Consider the following 14,629-nt stretch of genomic DNA (forward strand, 5'->3'; position numbering starts at 1 on the left):
GAAAGCGAAGCGACCATTGGGACGGATGCCGAACGGACGCGTATGTCGACAGTCCGCGGACCGCAGTTCGCACGCGAGCATCCCCGCGTCCTTACGGCCGTTCTCACCGTCGTCGGCTACGTCGTCGTCGTCGGGACGCTGTACGCCGACGTGGGACTGTATCCGACGATAGCCGAGTCGACCGTTGACCTCCTTTCTCACGCCATCTCCGTCGTGAACACGCTGACGGTCGCCTGTCTGGTGGCGGGTGTCTACTGGATTCGAAACGACGAGGTAGAGAAACACCGCGCTGCGATGCTTGCGGCCTTTTCGCTCATCCTGTTGTTCCTCGTCATGTACCTCCTGAAGACGGGCGGCGGTGGCCGCAAGGAGATAATCGCCGGCGCGCCGCTTCGAAGCTTCTATCTCGGTATGTTAGGGATTCACATCGTCTTGTCGGTGCTCGCGGTGCCGTTCGTCCTCTATGCTATCACGCTCGGGCTCACCCACACGCCGGCCGAACTGCGAGAGACCGCCCACGCAAAGGTGGGTCGCCTCGCCGTCTCGACGTGGCTCATCAGCCTCGTGTTGGGCGTCATCGCCTACCTCATGTTGACGTTCTACTACGACCCGACACAAATCGAGTTCGTCCGCGGGATGGCTTGATGTCCGAGAAGGACCCGATTCGACGGCGCGTCTGGGACCGACTGGAAGCCGATGACATCGCGCGGTTTCCTTTCCCGCCGCACGGCCGAATTACGAACTTCGACGGGGCCGACGCCGCCGCCGACCGGGCGGTGTCGCTGCCGGAGTTGGCCGACGCCGACGCGGTGAAGGCCAACCCCGACGCCCCACAACTCCCGCTTCGGCGCAAACTGTTGCACAACGGAACGACGGTGTACATGGCGGTGCCGCGACTGGCCGCCGACCGCCCGTTCGTCGAGTTGGACCCCGAGGAAATCAGCGACCTCGACGCCGCGGCGACCATCTCCCAGATGAGCAACTACGGCCGGAAGGTCGGTCCCGAGGAGGTTCCCCCACTGGACGCCATCGTCGTCGGCAGCGTCGCGGTCACCGAAGACGGCGCCCGAGTCGGGAAGGGCGAGGGGTACAGCGACCTCGAATACGCGGTGTTGCGGGGACTCGAACTGGTCGACGACGATACGCCGGTCGTGACGACGGTCCACGACGTACAACTCCTCGAGGAAGAGGTCGACACCGAGCGCTACGACGTGCCGATTGACGTGGTGTGTACGCCGACCCGAACCGTTCGAACCGAGACGACGCGCCCCCGGCCGACGGGAATTTTCTGGGACGACCTCGATGCCAAGCGCCTCGAAGAGATTCCGGTGTTGGACCGACTCCGCGAGGAGGAGTCGGACGGCTAATCCGTCCGAGGTAGGGCGTACGCGCCGACGGCGAAGAATCCGACCGACAGCAGCACCAAGACGAGGAGGTTAAGATACGGGTCCGCGCCGACGAGTCCCGTCCCGCCGACGGGCGGCAACTCGCCCGTCGGACGATACGTCGCCGCCCGGATACCCCGGGCGAAGTACGTCAGCGGCGAGAGGTCCATCAGCGGAACGAACCACGACGGCAGCATCTCGACGGTGACGAACGTCTCCGAGAGGAACAGAAGCGGCAGCGCGACGCCGTTGGATGCGGCGACGACGCCGTCCTGTGAGTCGGCGACGCGGCCGAGAATCGCGCCGAACCCACAGAACAGCGCTACGGCGAAGGCGAGATACGGCACCACGAGCGGCGAGAACGCGAACGTCGCGTCGGTGACGACGAGGACGAGCGCGAGGATGAGAATCGACGCCAACCCGATGACGACGACGTTGACGAGCGTCTGGGCGAGTAGCCACTCCGCGCGCGTCAGCGGCGTCGTCGCGAGTTTCTCGAAGCGGTTGCCGTCGCGGTGTCTGGCCACCTCGCTGCCGACGCGTGACAGCGGCGTAAAGAGGACGACGACGGCGAGATACCCCGCAATGTAGTAGCCCGCGGGTTCGGCGAACAGCCCCCCGCCGGTCGGTTCTGTCCCGACCAGCGCGCCGAAGATGAGGATGATGATGGCCGGGAAGAAGAACGTGAAGAACACCGCGGTCCGGCGGCGAGTGAAGGCGCGCCACGCCGCGGTCGTCTCGGCGGCGATACGGCCGAGACGGCTCACGACTGACCCTCCGTTATCGGGTCGCCGGTCGCGGTCACGTCAGTTCCCGTCAGGGCGACGTACACGTCGTCGAGACCCGGCTGTCGCCAGAGTAGCCCCTCGTAATCGACGCCGGCGTCGTCGAGGGCGTCGGCAAGGTCGGGGATGTCCCGTGGACCGGCCGCGACGGCGACGTGGGTTTCGTCCGGAAGGAGGTGATAGCCCGCTCGTTCTAAGGCCCGTGTGGCGCCGGCAGGGTCGTCGGCTTCGACGACGAGTCGGCTGTCGCCGCCGTGGCGCTCGATGAGTTCCTCGGGCGACCCGAGTTCGACGAGTTTCCCGTCGGCCAACAGGCCGACGCGGTCGGCCAGCGTCTCGGCTTCCTCCATGTAGTGAGTCGTCAACAGGACGGTCGTTCCGGTGTCGGCGAGCCCCTCGATGAGCGCCCACAGTTCGCGACGACCGTTCGGGTCGATGCCCGTCGTCGGTTCGTCGAGAATCAACACGTCTGGCGCGTTGACGAGGGCAGTGCCGACACAGACGCGTCGTTTCTGCCCGCCCGAGAGGTTCTCGTAGTGAGTGTCCGCACTGTCAGTCAGGCCCACGTCGGCCAAAACCGAGTCGGGGTCTCGCGATTCGTCGTAGAGACCGGCGTAGTAGGCGAGTAACTCGCGGGCGGTGAGCCGTTCGGCCGGCGAGAACTCCTGTGGCAGGAGGCCGATGCGGTGGCGGGCGGCGTCTTCGGGGGCGCCGCCCAACAGTTCGACGGTTCCCTCGGCTTGGGTCGTCCCCGTCAGCGCACGGATGAGCGTCGTCTTGCCGGCGCCGTTCGGCCCGATGAGGGCGAACACCTCGCCGCTCTCGACGGAAAACGAGACGCCGTCCAACGCCACCGTATCGCCGTAGCGGCGGCGGACGTTCTCGGCGCGAATGACCATATCGAGAAGGCGGTCGGCGCGGGCCTAAAGGCTACCCTTCGCCGCCGCCAGTTACATCGCCTCCCGAACGCGACGAGTGATTTCGTCGACATCGTAGTCGTCATCCGCCTTCCGGAATATGGCCTCGCCGTCGACCCGTACCTCGAAGACGCCGTGGTCGCCGGTGACCAACGCGACGCTTTCGAGGTCCGCACCGAACGTCGACAGCAGGTGTTCGGAGAGGTCAGAGGCGCGATTCAGGAAGCCACACGGGACGCAGTACTCGATTTCGACAGCAGACATGGGTGGGAGTAGACCCCGGAGACACAAAACCGTGGTCCGTCCCAAACGGTCATCCGGATGTCGACGGCGTCAGAGCCGCGTTCGGAGCCACACGAGACCCGGACGGTAGACGAGCAGGCCGACGGTAATCACGTACACGACGGTTCCGAGCGCGTAGGTCTGGGCGGAGGCCGCAGCGGCCAGCGCCGCGCCGCCACCGACGACGCCGCTCAACACCGACGCGACCACCGGAAGCGTACACGACACACAGGAGAACAGCCCGAGGACGCCGCCAGCGACGGCACTTTCGGCTTCGATGGCCGTCGCGTAGACGAGATACGACAGGACCGCGTAGCCGATGGCAGTGAAGGGGACGATTGCAAACTGGACGGTCCCACCCCCGTAGAGAACCGCCGGATTCCATCCCGGCGGGAGTTGGGTGAACTGAACGGTCAGCCCGGTTACCGGACCGGTAGCGGGGCCGAACAGGCCGCCGACAAAGCCCAGTATAACGAAGTACCCACCCGCGATGGCTCCGGCGATGAGTTTCGTTCGGCGCTCCGCCGGTGCCGGGTCGGTTCGAAACACCGCCCACGCGGCCGCCGTGAGCCATATCACCGGAAACGCCCAGTAGGTAGTCGGCGTACTGTCGGTGAAGTACGCGTACAGAAGCGAGAGGAGAACGAGGGTGTTCGCCATCGCAACCGTGTAGACGACGGTTCGCTGGCTGTCACCGTCGAGTGCACGGAAGTGCTGCGTTGCGGCGTCGAACATTTCAGATTGCCAGGGCGTCGACGACAACGGCGACGAGGACGAGTCCGAGATAGGCGTTTGAGGCGTGGAACGCCCGGAACGCCGCCGATTCGGTTTGCTCGCGGTGCAGTCGGACGACCGTATACAGGAACAGCGCTCCGAGAGCGACCGTCGTCACACCGTAGAGCCACCCGAGGTCAGCCAACTCAGCAAGGACGCCCGCGCTCAGAAGCGTCGCCCCGAGATACAGGAGGATGTGCTTGCGGGTCTCGGTCTCCCCACGGACGACGGGCATCATCGGGAAGCCGCCACGCTCGTAGTCGTCCTTGTAGGCCAACGCGAGGTTGTAGAAGTGCGCCGGCGTCCACAGGAAGATGACGCCCGCGAGCGTGAGGCCGACGGGGCCGACCGTTCCGGCGACGGCGGCGTAGCCGATAAGCGCCGGAAGCGCGCCGGCAGCGCCACCCAACACCGTGTTCTGGACGGTGTTCGGCTTCAACAGCAGAGTGTACACGACCGAGTAGAACATGATGGCGGCGAGGCCGAGCGCCGCGACCAGCAGATTCACCGAGAGAAACGCCGCCAGCGAGCCAACCGCCAACAGGCCACCGAAGGCCAGTGCGTTCCGGACCGGAACCTCGTGGGTCGCGACCGGTCGGTCGGCGGTCCGCTCCATCCGCTTGTCGATGTCGCGTTCGAGGACGTGATTGAACGTTCCGGAGGCGCCGATGGCGAGGACGCCGCCGCCGAGCGTGGCGAGAACCGTCCGAACGGTCGGCGTGCCCGCAAGCGCCATCCCGGCGCCGGCGACGAGACACAGCAGCCACATCAGCCGCGGTTTCATCAATTCGAAGTACGCCCACGCGGTCGCTTTCAGGCGCTCGACACCGGTCAGCGTCGGCGCGACCGAGCCGTCGTCGATTGGCTCCTCGGCGAGAGACGGTTCGGGCACCGCACCCGGAGCGTCGTCGGTTCCGGTCTCGGCTTCCAGTTGCCACGCCAACGCGAGGACGAGCGCGGCGAAGATACTCATCGCGACGGCGAGGTGGAGGCCGGCGAAGGTACCACCGGTCGCAACGAACGCGCCGACGGCGACCTGTGCCGGATAGAGGAGCAGCGCCACACCGAGGGCGGCCTTCACGCGACGGCCAACACGGTTCCAGCCGAGGACGGCCGAGGTGAGAACGAGCAGTCCGACGACGGCCGCGGCCGCACGGTGCAGCAGCGCGACGAGAACCGCCGGATTCGAGAGGTCGCCACCACAGAGCGGCCACCCAGAACACGCCGCGGCGGAATCGGAGAGTGCCGCCGTCGCGCCGACGACGACGAGGACGTACACACCGACGACCGCCGCCGCGAGCAGCGCGGTAATCGAAGGGCGGCGAATCATACGGGAATCTTGGTGTGGTCGTACTTAGGCCCCGCGCTTCCGGGGCCACGTACAGGAAGTCAGCAACTATTTAATCCGGTGTTCCTAACCGGCCGGTAATGAGAGTCACGCGCACCGTCACGGCGGCGCTCGCCGGGCTCGTGCTACTCGCCATCTCGGCTGACCCCGTGTTCGCACAGAGCCAAGGCGTAGAGCAGATAAACGGCCTCAACACGAAACTGCTCGCGGTGGCCATCCCCATCGCCATCCTCGTTGAGGTAATCCTCATCTACGCAGTTGTGAAGTTCAAGGGCAACGACGACCCCAAGCCGACCCACGAGAACCGCCGGCTGGAGATTACGTGGACGGTGGCGACCGCCATCGTGCTGCTGTTCGTCGGCTTCGCCTCCTACCAAGTGCTCGCCGTCGAGGAAGTCGGGAACCCCATCGACAGCGATGAACGCATCGAACCGCAGGTGTCCCAAGACCTCGAAGGCGCCGTCGGACCGCTGCAGTCCGAACAGAACGAGGCAGTCGAAATCGAAATCGAGGCGTTCCGCTACGGCTGGCGAGCGACCTACGAAGGGACCGACGTAACGACCAACAACGAGATACGCGTCCCAACAGACAGACCGGTGTACTTCCACATCACGTCGACCGACTGGCTCCACATGCTGTCGGTTCCGGACCTCGGTCTGAAGCAGACCGCCTTCCCCGGTGAGTACAACACCATCAAGACGATTCCCACCGAGACCGGTGAACACCAGTTCTACTGTACGGAGTACTGCGGCATCGGTCACTCCCAGATGAACGGGAAGTTCGTCGTCATGGACGGCGACGACTACGACGAGTGGCTGGCGAACCAGCAGTCCGAGTAACGGTCCGCACGTTCTTTTCGGCCCTACCCGGTTTTCCTGTCGATAGCGACCGCCCCAGTTTCAGGGATAGCCGTCGGCTTTGGGAGGGTTTTTACCCCTCGACTCGAATGACCCGCGTATGAGTGTCGACCACGACGACGGACATCACGGTGGCCACGAACACCACCTGCCCGCGGTCGAGGACTGGCCGCGCGGCTTCGGTGAAGCCTCCTGGTGGCCGTTCATCACCGCCCTCGGCGGCGCCGGGTTCTACATCGGCGCGGCCCTGTTCGTCCTTGGACGTCCCGAGTATGGCATCGTACCTTCGACGGTCGGACCGGCCGCCTTCGTCATCAGCACGTTCCTGTTCCTGACAGGCCTGTACGGCTGGCTGTATCACGCCTTCATCGTCAACTTCTGGGAGGGCGAAGCCGACGACTTCGGCTTCCCGCTGAAGCTCACGATGCTGTTGTTCCTCGGGACGGAGGTTGCGACGTTCGGCGCCGGCTTCATCTACTACTTCTTCATCCGCGGTGGCGAAGTGTGGACCGAAGAGGCACTGCCGGAACTCGTCGTCTCGGGTGACGTTCTCAGCTCGCTCGTCATCGTCAACACCCTCATCCTGATTGCCAGTTCGTTCACCATCCACTACGCCCACCACGCACTGCTGAAGGACAACCGCAAGCGCTTCGTTCGACTCCTCGGTGCGACGCTGGTCCTCGGACTCGTGTTCCTCGGCGGCCAGGTGTACGAGTACTACGAGTTCATCGTCCACGAGGGCTTCACCGTCACGCAGGGCGCCTACGGCTCTGCCTTCTACGGACTGACCGGCCTCCACGGCCTGCACGTCTCCCTCGGTGCCGTCCTCATCGGCATCCTCTTCATCCGGGCGCTGTTCGGACACTACTCCTCCGAGAAACACGTCTCGGTGTCGACCGTCTCGATGTACTGGCACTTCGTCGACGTGGTCTGGGTGTTCCTCGTCATCGTGCTGTACGCGGGCGCTATCGTCTAAACAGCGACCTTTTTCTGCGTCGGGTTTCCTCACGCCCTTCGGGCGCTGCGGGAACCGCGTGGCGGCTTCGCCGCCAAGACATATGGTTGCGGGCCATTGGCCCGCAACCCACTCCTTGAAAAACGTCGATGAAAAAAGCGCGAACGCGCCGACGGCGCGTTCGCGTGAACCGCGCTCCCTTCGGTCGCGCGGATGCTCTTTCGACACTGCTCCGGCCTTCTACGAACGCTTTGGTCCATCCATCGAACGACCCGCCGATTCCGGAAGGTTCTCCGGTACCCGACGACTACCGCCGACAATGACCGCCCGTCGTCGTTTGGCGTTCACGCTGTTCGGCGTTCTCCTCGGCGTCGTGGGGACCGCCGGCGCCCACGGTGCTGGATTGGCGAGCGCCTCCGGGCGGAGCCTCAACGTACCGACGTGGCTGTTCTTGCTCACCGGCGGCGGCGTCATCGGCGCGTCGTTTCTGCTCGCCTCGTTCGTCACCGATCGGACGTTCATCCGTCGTATCCACGGGTGGCGCCGCACCTTCTCGATCCCGGCGATTCGAGTGCTTACCGGAATCGGGCGAGTCGTCGGCATCGTCGGCCTCCTGTTCGTTCTGGTGGTCGGCTTCGTCGGACCACAGGAATCGCTGTACAACGCCGCTATCCTCGTCGTCTGGGCGGGGTGGTGGTCGGGGTACGCGATGACCACCTACCTCGTCGGGAACACCTGGCCGATTCTCAATCCGTGGCGCTCGATTGCGGCGGTGCTGCCCTCGTTGGAGCGGCCGTACCCGGACCGACTCGACGCGTGGCCGAGCGTCGTCGGCCTGCTCGCGTTGATTTGGCTGGAGGTCGTCAGCCCCGTCGCCGACCAACCGCGGTTCCTCGCGGGCATCGTCGCCGGCTATACCGTCGTCACGCTGGCCGGTGCGGTCGTCTTCGGCGAAGAGACGTGGTTCGGGATGGTCGACCCGGTGTCGCGGGTGTTCCGATACTTCGGTCGCGTCGCCCCGCTGTACGCCGACGACGGAATCAGCGTTCGGCTGCCTGGGGCGGGGTTGAGCGAGGCGAAACTCGTCACCTCCCGAGCGGAGGTGGGTTTCGTCGTCGCGGTGCTGTGGGTGACGACCTACGACGGCCTCGTCGCGACGCCGCTGTGGCGCCGCTATGCGGTCACAGTCGTCGAAAGCGGCGTCCCGCCAAACCTCCTGTACGCCGCTGCGCTCGTCGTCGGCTATCTCGTCTTCCTCGGTATCTACCGGGCGGCAGCGAAAGAGAGCAAGCGACGCGCCCGGACGTACGTCCCGGTCGAGACTCTCGCCCACCGGTTTGCGCCGCCGCTCGTCGCCATTGCGGCCGGTTACCACGTCGCACACTTCCTGGGATACTTCCTCGAGTTGTCCCCGACGCTGGTCGGGACGCTCCCCGCGCCGCTGTCGCCGCCGGAACCGGTCGCGCTCGTCTTGCCGGCGTGGTTCGGCGGCCTCGAACTGTCGTTCGTCATTCTGGGACATCTGTTGGCCATCTGGGTCGCCCACGCCGCAGCGTACGACGTCTTCCCCGGGAAACTGCAGGCCATCCGAAGCCAGTACCCGACCACCGCGGCGATGGTGTGTTACACCATCGTCAGTCTCTGGATAGTCTCCCAACCGTACGCAGTCCCACCGTACGTCTCCTGACCGATGACCGAACACACCAACCCTCGACAGACGCCACCGTCGGACCCGCCCGAGGAGCCAGCCACCTGTTCGTACTGCGGTGAGAAGTTCGTCGACGAGCAGTTGCTCGCGCTCCACCGCGGCATCGAACACGAGTCACGGCTCTCCGAGGCGGAAGCGGACGCCTATCGTGCGGCCCGCGACACCGAACGCGAGGACATCCGGCTGTTCCGACTGAAAGCACTGGCCGCGCTGCTCGCCATCTACTTCGGGTTCATCTTCGTGTACGCGTTCGTCGTGTAGAGTGCGAGCGAGACACCGACGGCCCTTTGTCTCGGCAGTTCTTACATGGAGTATGGAAGCGGAACCAGAGCCGGAATCGGCGCTCTCCGAGCAGTACGCCAAGTCCAGTCCCTGGCCGGTCGTCGTGGCGCTGGGACTCGTCATCAGCGAGATTGGCATCCTGTTCGGACTGTATCCCGTCGCCATCGCGGGGCTCGTCATGTTCGCCGGCAGCGTCTCGGGAATCGTCCACGAAGCGGGCTACGTGGCGAGCCCGTGGCGCCTGCTGTCCGGGTTGGGCGTCGCGCTCGTCGTCGTCGGGCTGGCCTTGGTCTCGACGCAGGTCGACGGCGGCGTGTCGGCGTACGTCGCACAGGCAAGCGTCGAAAACGGCGTCACGCTTCGCGGGTTCACCATCGCAGCGACGGGCGCCATCGTTGCAGTTGCCGGTATCGTCGTCCCCCGCGTCACGAATCAGTAACCTCTTTGTATCCGTGTTCGAATTCACGCCCAATGAGTAACCGCACGTTCGACCGGGAAACGTTGTTGGACCTGTCGGTCAACGTTATCCCCCTCGCGATACTCGCGTTCTTCGTCATCGTGTACGGCGTTATGGGTAATTATCCCGACGACCCGGTCGTTCTCGTCGTCCAGATGTCCATCATCATCGTCACGGGCATCGCCCTGACGCTGTTGACGTACTTCTCTGGGAAGGCCATCGCCGGCTCCGAAGAGGAAGACGAAATACCGCCGGGATACTCCGCCGAGGACGCGGCGGCCGCACCCGACCCCGAGGCAGAATCCACGGCCGAGGACGTATAGCCACGGTCTCGGTTTCGTTTTCGTCCCCGTCCTCGTTGATTTCCGGAGCTACAGGACCGACAGAAGAACCGACGGCAGTGGCGGCGGCAAGCGCAACCTTTCTTTACCAGTAGTCCTACCGCATTCCTAGAGACACATGGCTGCAGAACAGCTTGCGCTGACGGTTCTCATGGGGGTGCTCCTCATCGGGGTGTTCGCCCTCGTCGCCCGCATGGAGAACTGGCGCACGTACACTCCGCTCGCCAGTGGCGAAGCCGCTGGTGCGGCGGGTCACGGACACAAGCCACCGGGACTGACCCGCTGGCTGACCACGGTCGACCACAAAGACATCGGCATCCTCTACGGCACCTACGGCGTCATCGCGTTCATCTGGGGTGGCGTCGCCGTGATGCTCATGCGCATCGAGTTGACGACGCCGGGAACGGCGTTCCTCGAACCCTCGATGTACAACGCGCTGTTGACGAGTCACGGCATCACGATGCTGTTCCTGTTCGGGACGCCCATCATCGCGGCGTTCTCGAACTACTTCGTGCCGCTGCTCATCGGCGCCGACGACATGGCGTTCCCGCGCATCAACGCAATCGCCTTCTGGCTGTTGCCGCCGGGGGCGTTGCTCATCTGGGCTGGGTTCTTCTTCATCCCGTTCGGTGTCGGTATCGGCCCGGCCGAGACCTCCTGGACGATGTACGCGCCGCTGTCCATCGAACAGACCAACCCCGGCGTCGACCTGATGTTGCTCGGGCTCCACCTCACCGGCGTCTCGGCGACGATGGGGGCTATCAACTTCATCGCGACCATCTTCACCGAGCGTGGTGACGACGTGACGTGGGCGAACCTCGACATCTTCTCGTGGACCATCCTCACGCAGTCGGGGCTCATCCTGTTCGCGTTCCCGCTTCTGGGCAGTGCGCTCATCATGCTGCTGCTCGACCGTAACTTCGGGACGACGTTCTTCGCCATCGAAGGCGGCGGCCCAATCCTCTGGCAGCACCTGTTTTGGTTCTTCGGCCACCCCGAGGTGTACATCCTCGTCCTCCCGATGATGGGTATCGTCTCGTGGGTGCTCCCGAAGTTCGCCGGCCGGAAACTGTTCGGCTTCAAGTTCGTCGTCTACTCGACGCTCGCCATCGGTGTCCTCTCGTTCGGCGTGTGGGCTCACCACATGTTCGGCTCGGGAATGGACCCCCGAATCCGTGCGTCGTTCATGGCGACCTCACTGGCTATCGCGATACCATCGGCGGTGAAGACGTTCAACTGGATTACGACGCTGTGGAACGGTGAGGTGCGACTGACCGCACCGATGCTGTTCTGTCTCGGCTTCGTCTCGAACTTCGTGTTGGGCGGCATCACCGGCGTCTTCCTCGCGGCGATTCCGGTGAACCTCCTGCTTCACGAGACGTACTACGTCGTCGGGCACTTCCACTACGTCGTCATGGGGATGATTGCCTTCGCCGGCTTCGGTGGCGTCTACTACTGGTTCCCCATCGTCACCGGGAAGATGTACCAGCGCACGCTGGCGAAGTGGCACTTCTGGCTGTCGATGATTGGCGTCAACATCACGTTCTTCTCGATGTTGGTGCTCGGTTACCTCGAGATGCCGCGTCGCTACGCGACCTACGAGTTTGACCCCGTGTTGGCGCCGCTGGCACAGGTCCAACTGCTCCACCAGGCCGCGACCGTCGGCGCGTTCCTCATCGCCATCGGGACGGTCATCTGGCTGTGGAACATCGTCCAGTCGTGGCTCGAAGGCCCCGAAGTCACCGACCCCGACCCCTGGAACACCAAGGAGTACGGTCTCCACGGCCGTGAGTTCGCGTGGTTCGAGGACCGACTCTCGACGGAGGGTAAACTCGCGACGACTGACGGCGGCGAAGAAGACGTTGCGGCCGACGGCGGCGAGGACGTCGCCACGGACGGCGGCAGCGTCGACGAGTAACCGAAACGCTCGTTTCTCGAATTACGTTCCTATTCAGTTACTTCTCAGATAGACGTGAGGACGAGGATTAGCCCGGTCACCGCCATCAACACGGCGACACCGACGAGAACGACGAGCAGATACTCCTTTTCCGTGAACCGACGAGATGTTTCAGACATATGCCCACTTGGGAGTAGACCGGCAAAAGGGTTTCAGAAGGGTCGCTGTTTCACAAAACTAATCGCCCGGCCCACCGTATCGGTTCCTGTGACCGACACCGAAGGGGCGAGCCCACGGGGCGGCAACCGAATCATCATCGCGCTGTATCTCATCGTCGTCGCCGTCGCCGGACTGATGGGTGGCGTCATCGGAAGCATCGGGCTTCGGGACCTGGAAGCCGTCTCGTTTCTCGGTTTAGTCACCTTCCAGCCGACGCCGCTCGGACTCGCGCTGTTCGGGATGTTGACCATCGGAACGATGCTCGGCGTGTTGCTGTTGCTCGTCGTCTTCGTCTCCCGGCGCTACGCGGACGGCTGAACGGAGCGACCGATTCGGGAAGGGAAAGCACTTAGTTCAGCACCACCGACCGAAAACCGATGTATCACGTCGTCGTCGGTGTCGCCACGGCGGACGAACAGCTATCGCATAAGGTCGAGGCCGTCACGGAGTTGCCGACCTCGGCCGATGAACTCCGCGTGACGCTCGTCCACGTCCACAACGGCGAGGAGTCGGTTGAGTCGATTCCAGCCGTCGAGGAGGCAGTGGAGTCCTTCGCAACCGCCGGTATCGACGCCGAGATTCACGGCATCGTCGACGACGACGCCCCTCGCGGACTGGTCGAGGCGGCCGCGACGCTGGATGCTGACCTGCTCTGTATCGGTGGTCGGCGCCGCTCGCCGGCCGGAAAACGGCAGTTGAAACCCGGTGCGCAGGAAGTGCTGTTGCACGCCGACCAGCCCGTGGTCGTCGCCGGGCAACTCGGGTCGGAGTAAGGTAGCGTTATCCCTGTCCGACCATCCGGTCTTCGTCGTCCCACTCCTCGGTCCGCAGTTCGTACTTCTGTACCTTTCCGGTCGCCGTCGTCGGGAGTTCCTCGACGAACTCGATTCGACGGACCGTCTTGTAACTCGCGAGGTGTTCGCGAGTGAACGCGACGAGTTCGTCGCTGGTGATACCGGGGTTCTCGGGGTCACCGTTGGCCGGAACGACGAACGCCTTCGGCGTCTCACCCCACTCGTCGCTCGGCGAGGGGATGACGGCCACGTCGTCGACCGCCTCGTGTTCGAACAGCGTGTCCTCCAGTTCGATGCTGGAGATGTTCTCGCCGCCTGAGATGATGATGTCCTTCTTGCGGTCCTGAATCGAAATCATCCCGTGTTCGTCGATGGTGGCGAGGTCACCCATGTGGTAGTACCCCTCGATGCGGTCGGAAAAGGCCTCCTCGGTCGCCTCGGGGTTCTCCCAGTAGCCCTCCATCACCTGATTCCCTCGAACGACGATTTCGCCGATGGAGTTGCCGTCGCGTGCCACGTCGTTGCCGTCCTCGTCGACGACGCGGACTTCGGTGCCGAGATAGCCGATACCCTGTTTCTTCTTCACCGCGAATCGGTCGGCGGAGTCGTCGTCGAACAGTCGCCGGGCGTCGGAGGTGGTGATGAGCGGCCCCGTCTCGGTCGCGCCGTAGACGTGTTTGAGATACCAGCCGAAATCGTCTTCGACGGTCCGGATGGTGGCCTCCGGCGGCGCGCTGCCGGCAGTCGCGACCCGAACGTCGTTTTCGCCGGTCGTCGCGGGGTCGTTTTCCTCGTAATAGCTCATCAGTTGGTTGAGGACAGTCGGTGCCGCACACAGATACGACACGTCCTCGGTCGTGATGGCGTCGAAGATGCCGCCGGCGTCGACGCCGCGCGTACAGACGTGTTTCGCACCGATGCCCGTGACGGCGTAGATGTGCCCCCAGCCGTTGACGTGGAACATCGGCAGCGTCCACAGGTAGATGTCGTCGTCGGTGAGTTCCTGATGGATAGTTATCAGGTGGGCGTGAATCGTCTCCGAGCGGTGGGTTCGCATCACGCCCTTCGGGTCGCCCGTCGTCCCCGAGGTGTAGTTGATGGTGATGACCTCGTCTTCGGCCATCTCCGGGCGGTCGAAGGCGCCGTCGTTGTCGAGCCACGATTCGAAGTCGTCCCACTCGCCGTCGACGGCGTCGGGGTCGTTCGTGACGAACAACTCGGTCGAGACGTCGTCTCGAATCGCCTCGATTTTCTCGGCGTACTCGTAGTCGGCGAACACCGCTTTCACGCCGGCGTCCTCGAGGATGTACTCGAAGTCCGACGGGGTGAGTCGGTAGTTCAGCGGCGTGTGGACTGCCCCGATTTGCATCGACCCGTAGGCCGCCTCCAGATGGAAGTGGGTGTTCGGGTCGAGGACGGCGACGCGGTCGCCCTTCTCGACGCCGCGAGCCTGCAGTGCGGCCGAAAACCGGTCCGCGCGGTCGCCCAGCTCGGCGTAGCTGTAGCGTTCGCCGGTCGTCGCGACCACCGCCTCCTCGTCTGCGTAGTGATTCCGTGCACGGTCGAGAAAGTCCGTCACCAGCAGTGGCTTGTGCATACACAACTCCTTACAACGAGTCGAACGTTAA

17 protein-coding genes are annotated in these 14,629 nt (G+C 64.3%); 11 read left to right on the top strand and 6 right to left on the bottom strand.

Features of this window, described 5'->3' with window-relative positions; translation table 11 throughout:
- Positions 1–42 precede the first annotated feature (42 nt).
- Together NMP98_RS07550 and NMP98_RS07555 are read left to right on the top strand one after the other, a co-directional pair.
- Positions 43–645, top strand: coding sequence for a DUF420 domain-containing protein (locus NMP98_RS07550; RefSeq protein WP_254860910.1), 603 nt, complete (start codon positions 43–45; stop codon positions 643–645).
- On the top strand, positions 645–1,367 hold the full coding sequence (locus tag NMP98_RS07555; RefSeq protein WP_254860911.1) for a 5-formyltetrahydrofolate cyclo-ligase: 723 nt from the start codon (positions 645–647) through the stop codon (positions 1,365–1,367). The genes NMP98_RS07550 and NMP98_RS07555 overlap by 1 nt, the downstream gene beginning before the upstream one ends.
- On the opposite strand, the gene NMP98_RS07560 is transcribed toward NMP98_RS07555, so the two are convergent.
- The 5 genes from NMP98_RS07560 to cyoE all read right to left on the bottom strand — a co-directional run bounded on the left by NMP98_RS07560 (position 1,364) and on the right by cyoE (position 5,473).
- Positions 1,364–2,152: an ABC transporter permease gene (locus NMP98_RS07560; RefSeq protein WP_254860912.1), complete on the bottom strand. Its 789-nt coding sequence runs from the start codon at positions 2,150–2,152 to the stop codon at positions 1,364–1,366. The genes NMP98_RS07555 and NMP98_RS07560 overlap by 4 nt on opposite strands.
- A complete protein-coding gene (locus NMP98_RS07565) occupies positions 2,149–3,069 on the bottom strand; it encodes an ABC transporter ATP-binding protein (RefSeq protein ID WP_254860913.1) in 921 nt (306 codons plus the stop codon). Before NMP98_RS07565 ends, NMP98_RS07560 begins: the two co-directional genes overlap by 4 nt.
- A gap of 51 nt (positions 3,070–3,120) precedes the next feature.
- On the bottom strand, positions 3,121–3,351 hold the full coding sequence (locus NMP98_RS07570; protein WP_254860914.1) for an Rdx family protein: 231 nt from the start codon (positions 3,349–3,351) through the stop codon (positions 3,121–3,123).
- A gap of 69 nt (positions 3,352–3,420) precedes the next feature.
- Positions 3,421–4,104, bottom strand: a complete 684-nt coding sequence (locus NMP98_RS07575) for a DUF7546 family protein (RefSeq protein WP_254860915.1) — start codon at positions 4,102–4,104, stop codon at positions 3,421–3,423.
- Position 4,105: 1 nt separating this feature from the next.
- Positions 4,106–5,473 (bottom strand): heme o synthase, encoded by a 1,368-nt coding sequence (gene cyoE / locus NMP98_RS07580; protein ID WP_254860916.1) that lies wholly within the window; start codon positions 5,471–5,473, stop codon positions 4,106–4,108.
- 98 nt (positions 5,474–5,571) lie between these two features.
- Here cyoE and coxB point away from each other — a divergent pair, with 98 nt between their 5' ends.
- The 9 genes from coxB to NMP98_RS07625 all read left to right on the top strand — a co-directional run bounded on the left by coxB (position 5,572) and on the right by NMP98_RS07625 (position 12,980).
- Positions 5,572–6,330 (top strand): cytochrome c oxidase subunit II, encoded by a 759-nt coding sequence (coxB, locus tag NMP98_RS07585; RefSeq protein ID WP_254860917.1) that lies wholly within the window; start codon positions 5,572–5,574, stop codon positions 6,328–6,330.
- Between the two features lie 118 nt (positions 6,331–6,448).
- Entirely contained in the window at positions 6,449–7,324 is an 876-nt protein-coding gene (locus NMP98_RS07590; protein ID WP_254860918.1) for a cytochrome c oxidase subunit 3, read from the top strand.
- Positions 7,325–7,622: 298 nt separating this feature from the next.
- Positions 7,623–8,990 carry a hypothetical protein gene (locus NMP98_RS07595; protein ID WP_254860919.1) on the top strand — a complete coding sequence of 456 codons (1,368 nt, stop codon included), beginning with the start codon at positions 7,623–7,625 and terminating at the stop codon, positions 8,988–8,990.
- Positions 8,991–8,993: 3 nt separating this feature from the next.
- Positions 8,994–9,272: a DUF7410 domain-containing protein gene (locus tag NMP98_RS07600; RefSeq protein WP_254860920.1), complete on the top strand. Its 279-nt coding sequence runs from the start codon at positions 8,994–8,996 to the stop codon at positions 9,270–9,272.
- A 52-nt stretch (positions 9,273–9,324) separates the two neighbouring features.
- Positions 9,325–9,732: a DUF7541 family protein gene (locus NMP98_RS07605; protein ID WP_254860921.1), complete on the top strand. Its 408-nt coding sequence runs from the start codon at positions 9,325–9,327 to the stop codon at positions 9,730–9,732.
- 32 nt (positions 9,733–9,764) lie between these two features.
- Positions 9,765–10,073 (top strand): DUF6684 family protein, encoded by a 309-nt coding sequence (locus tag NMP98_RS07610; protein ID WP_254860922.1) that lies wholly within the window; start codon positions 9,765–9,767, stop codon positions 10,071–10,073.
- Positions 10,074–10,209: 136 nt separating this feature from the next.
- On the top strand, positions 10,210–12,009 hold the full coding sequence (ctaD, locus tag NMP98_RS07615) for a cytochrome c oxidase subunit I (RefSeq protein WP_254860923.1): 1,800 nt from the start codon (positions 10,210–10,212) through the stop codon (positions 12,007–12,009).
- A gap of 246 nt (positions 12,010–12,255) precedes the next feature.
- The gene (locus NMP98_RS07620) at positions 12,256–12,525 is read left to right on the top strand and encodes a DUF7520 family protein (RefSeq protein WP_254860924.1); all 270 of its coding nucleotides are present in this window, start codon (positions 12,256–12,258) and stop codon (positions 12,523–12,525) included.
- Between the two features lie 59 nt (positions 12,526–12,584).
- Complete coding sequence (locus tag NMP98_RS07625; RefSeq protein ID WP_254860925.1) at positions 12,585–12,980, top strand: universal stress protein; 396 nt, start codon at positions 12,585–12,587, stop codon at positions 12,978–12,980.
- 7 nt (positions 12,981–12,987) lie between these two features.
- Here the strand turns inward: NMP98_RS07625 and NMP98_RS07630 are convergent, their stop codons facing one another.
- Complete coding sequence (locus tag NMP98_RS07630) at positions 12,988–14,598, bottom strand: long-chain-fatty-acid--CoA ligase (RefSeq protein WP_254860926.1); 1,611 nt, start codon at positions 14,596–14,598, stop codon at positions 12,988–12,990.
- Positions 14,599–14,629: the final 31 nt, after the last annotated feature.

This window comes from Natronomonas gomsonensis (assembly GCF_024300825.1).
Classification (GTDB): Archaea; Halobacteriota; Halobacteria; order Halobacteriales; family Haloarculaceae; genus Natronomonas; species Natronomonas gomsonensis.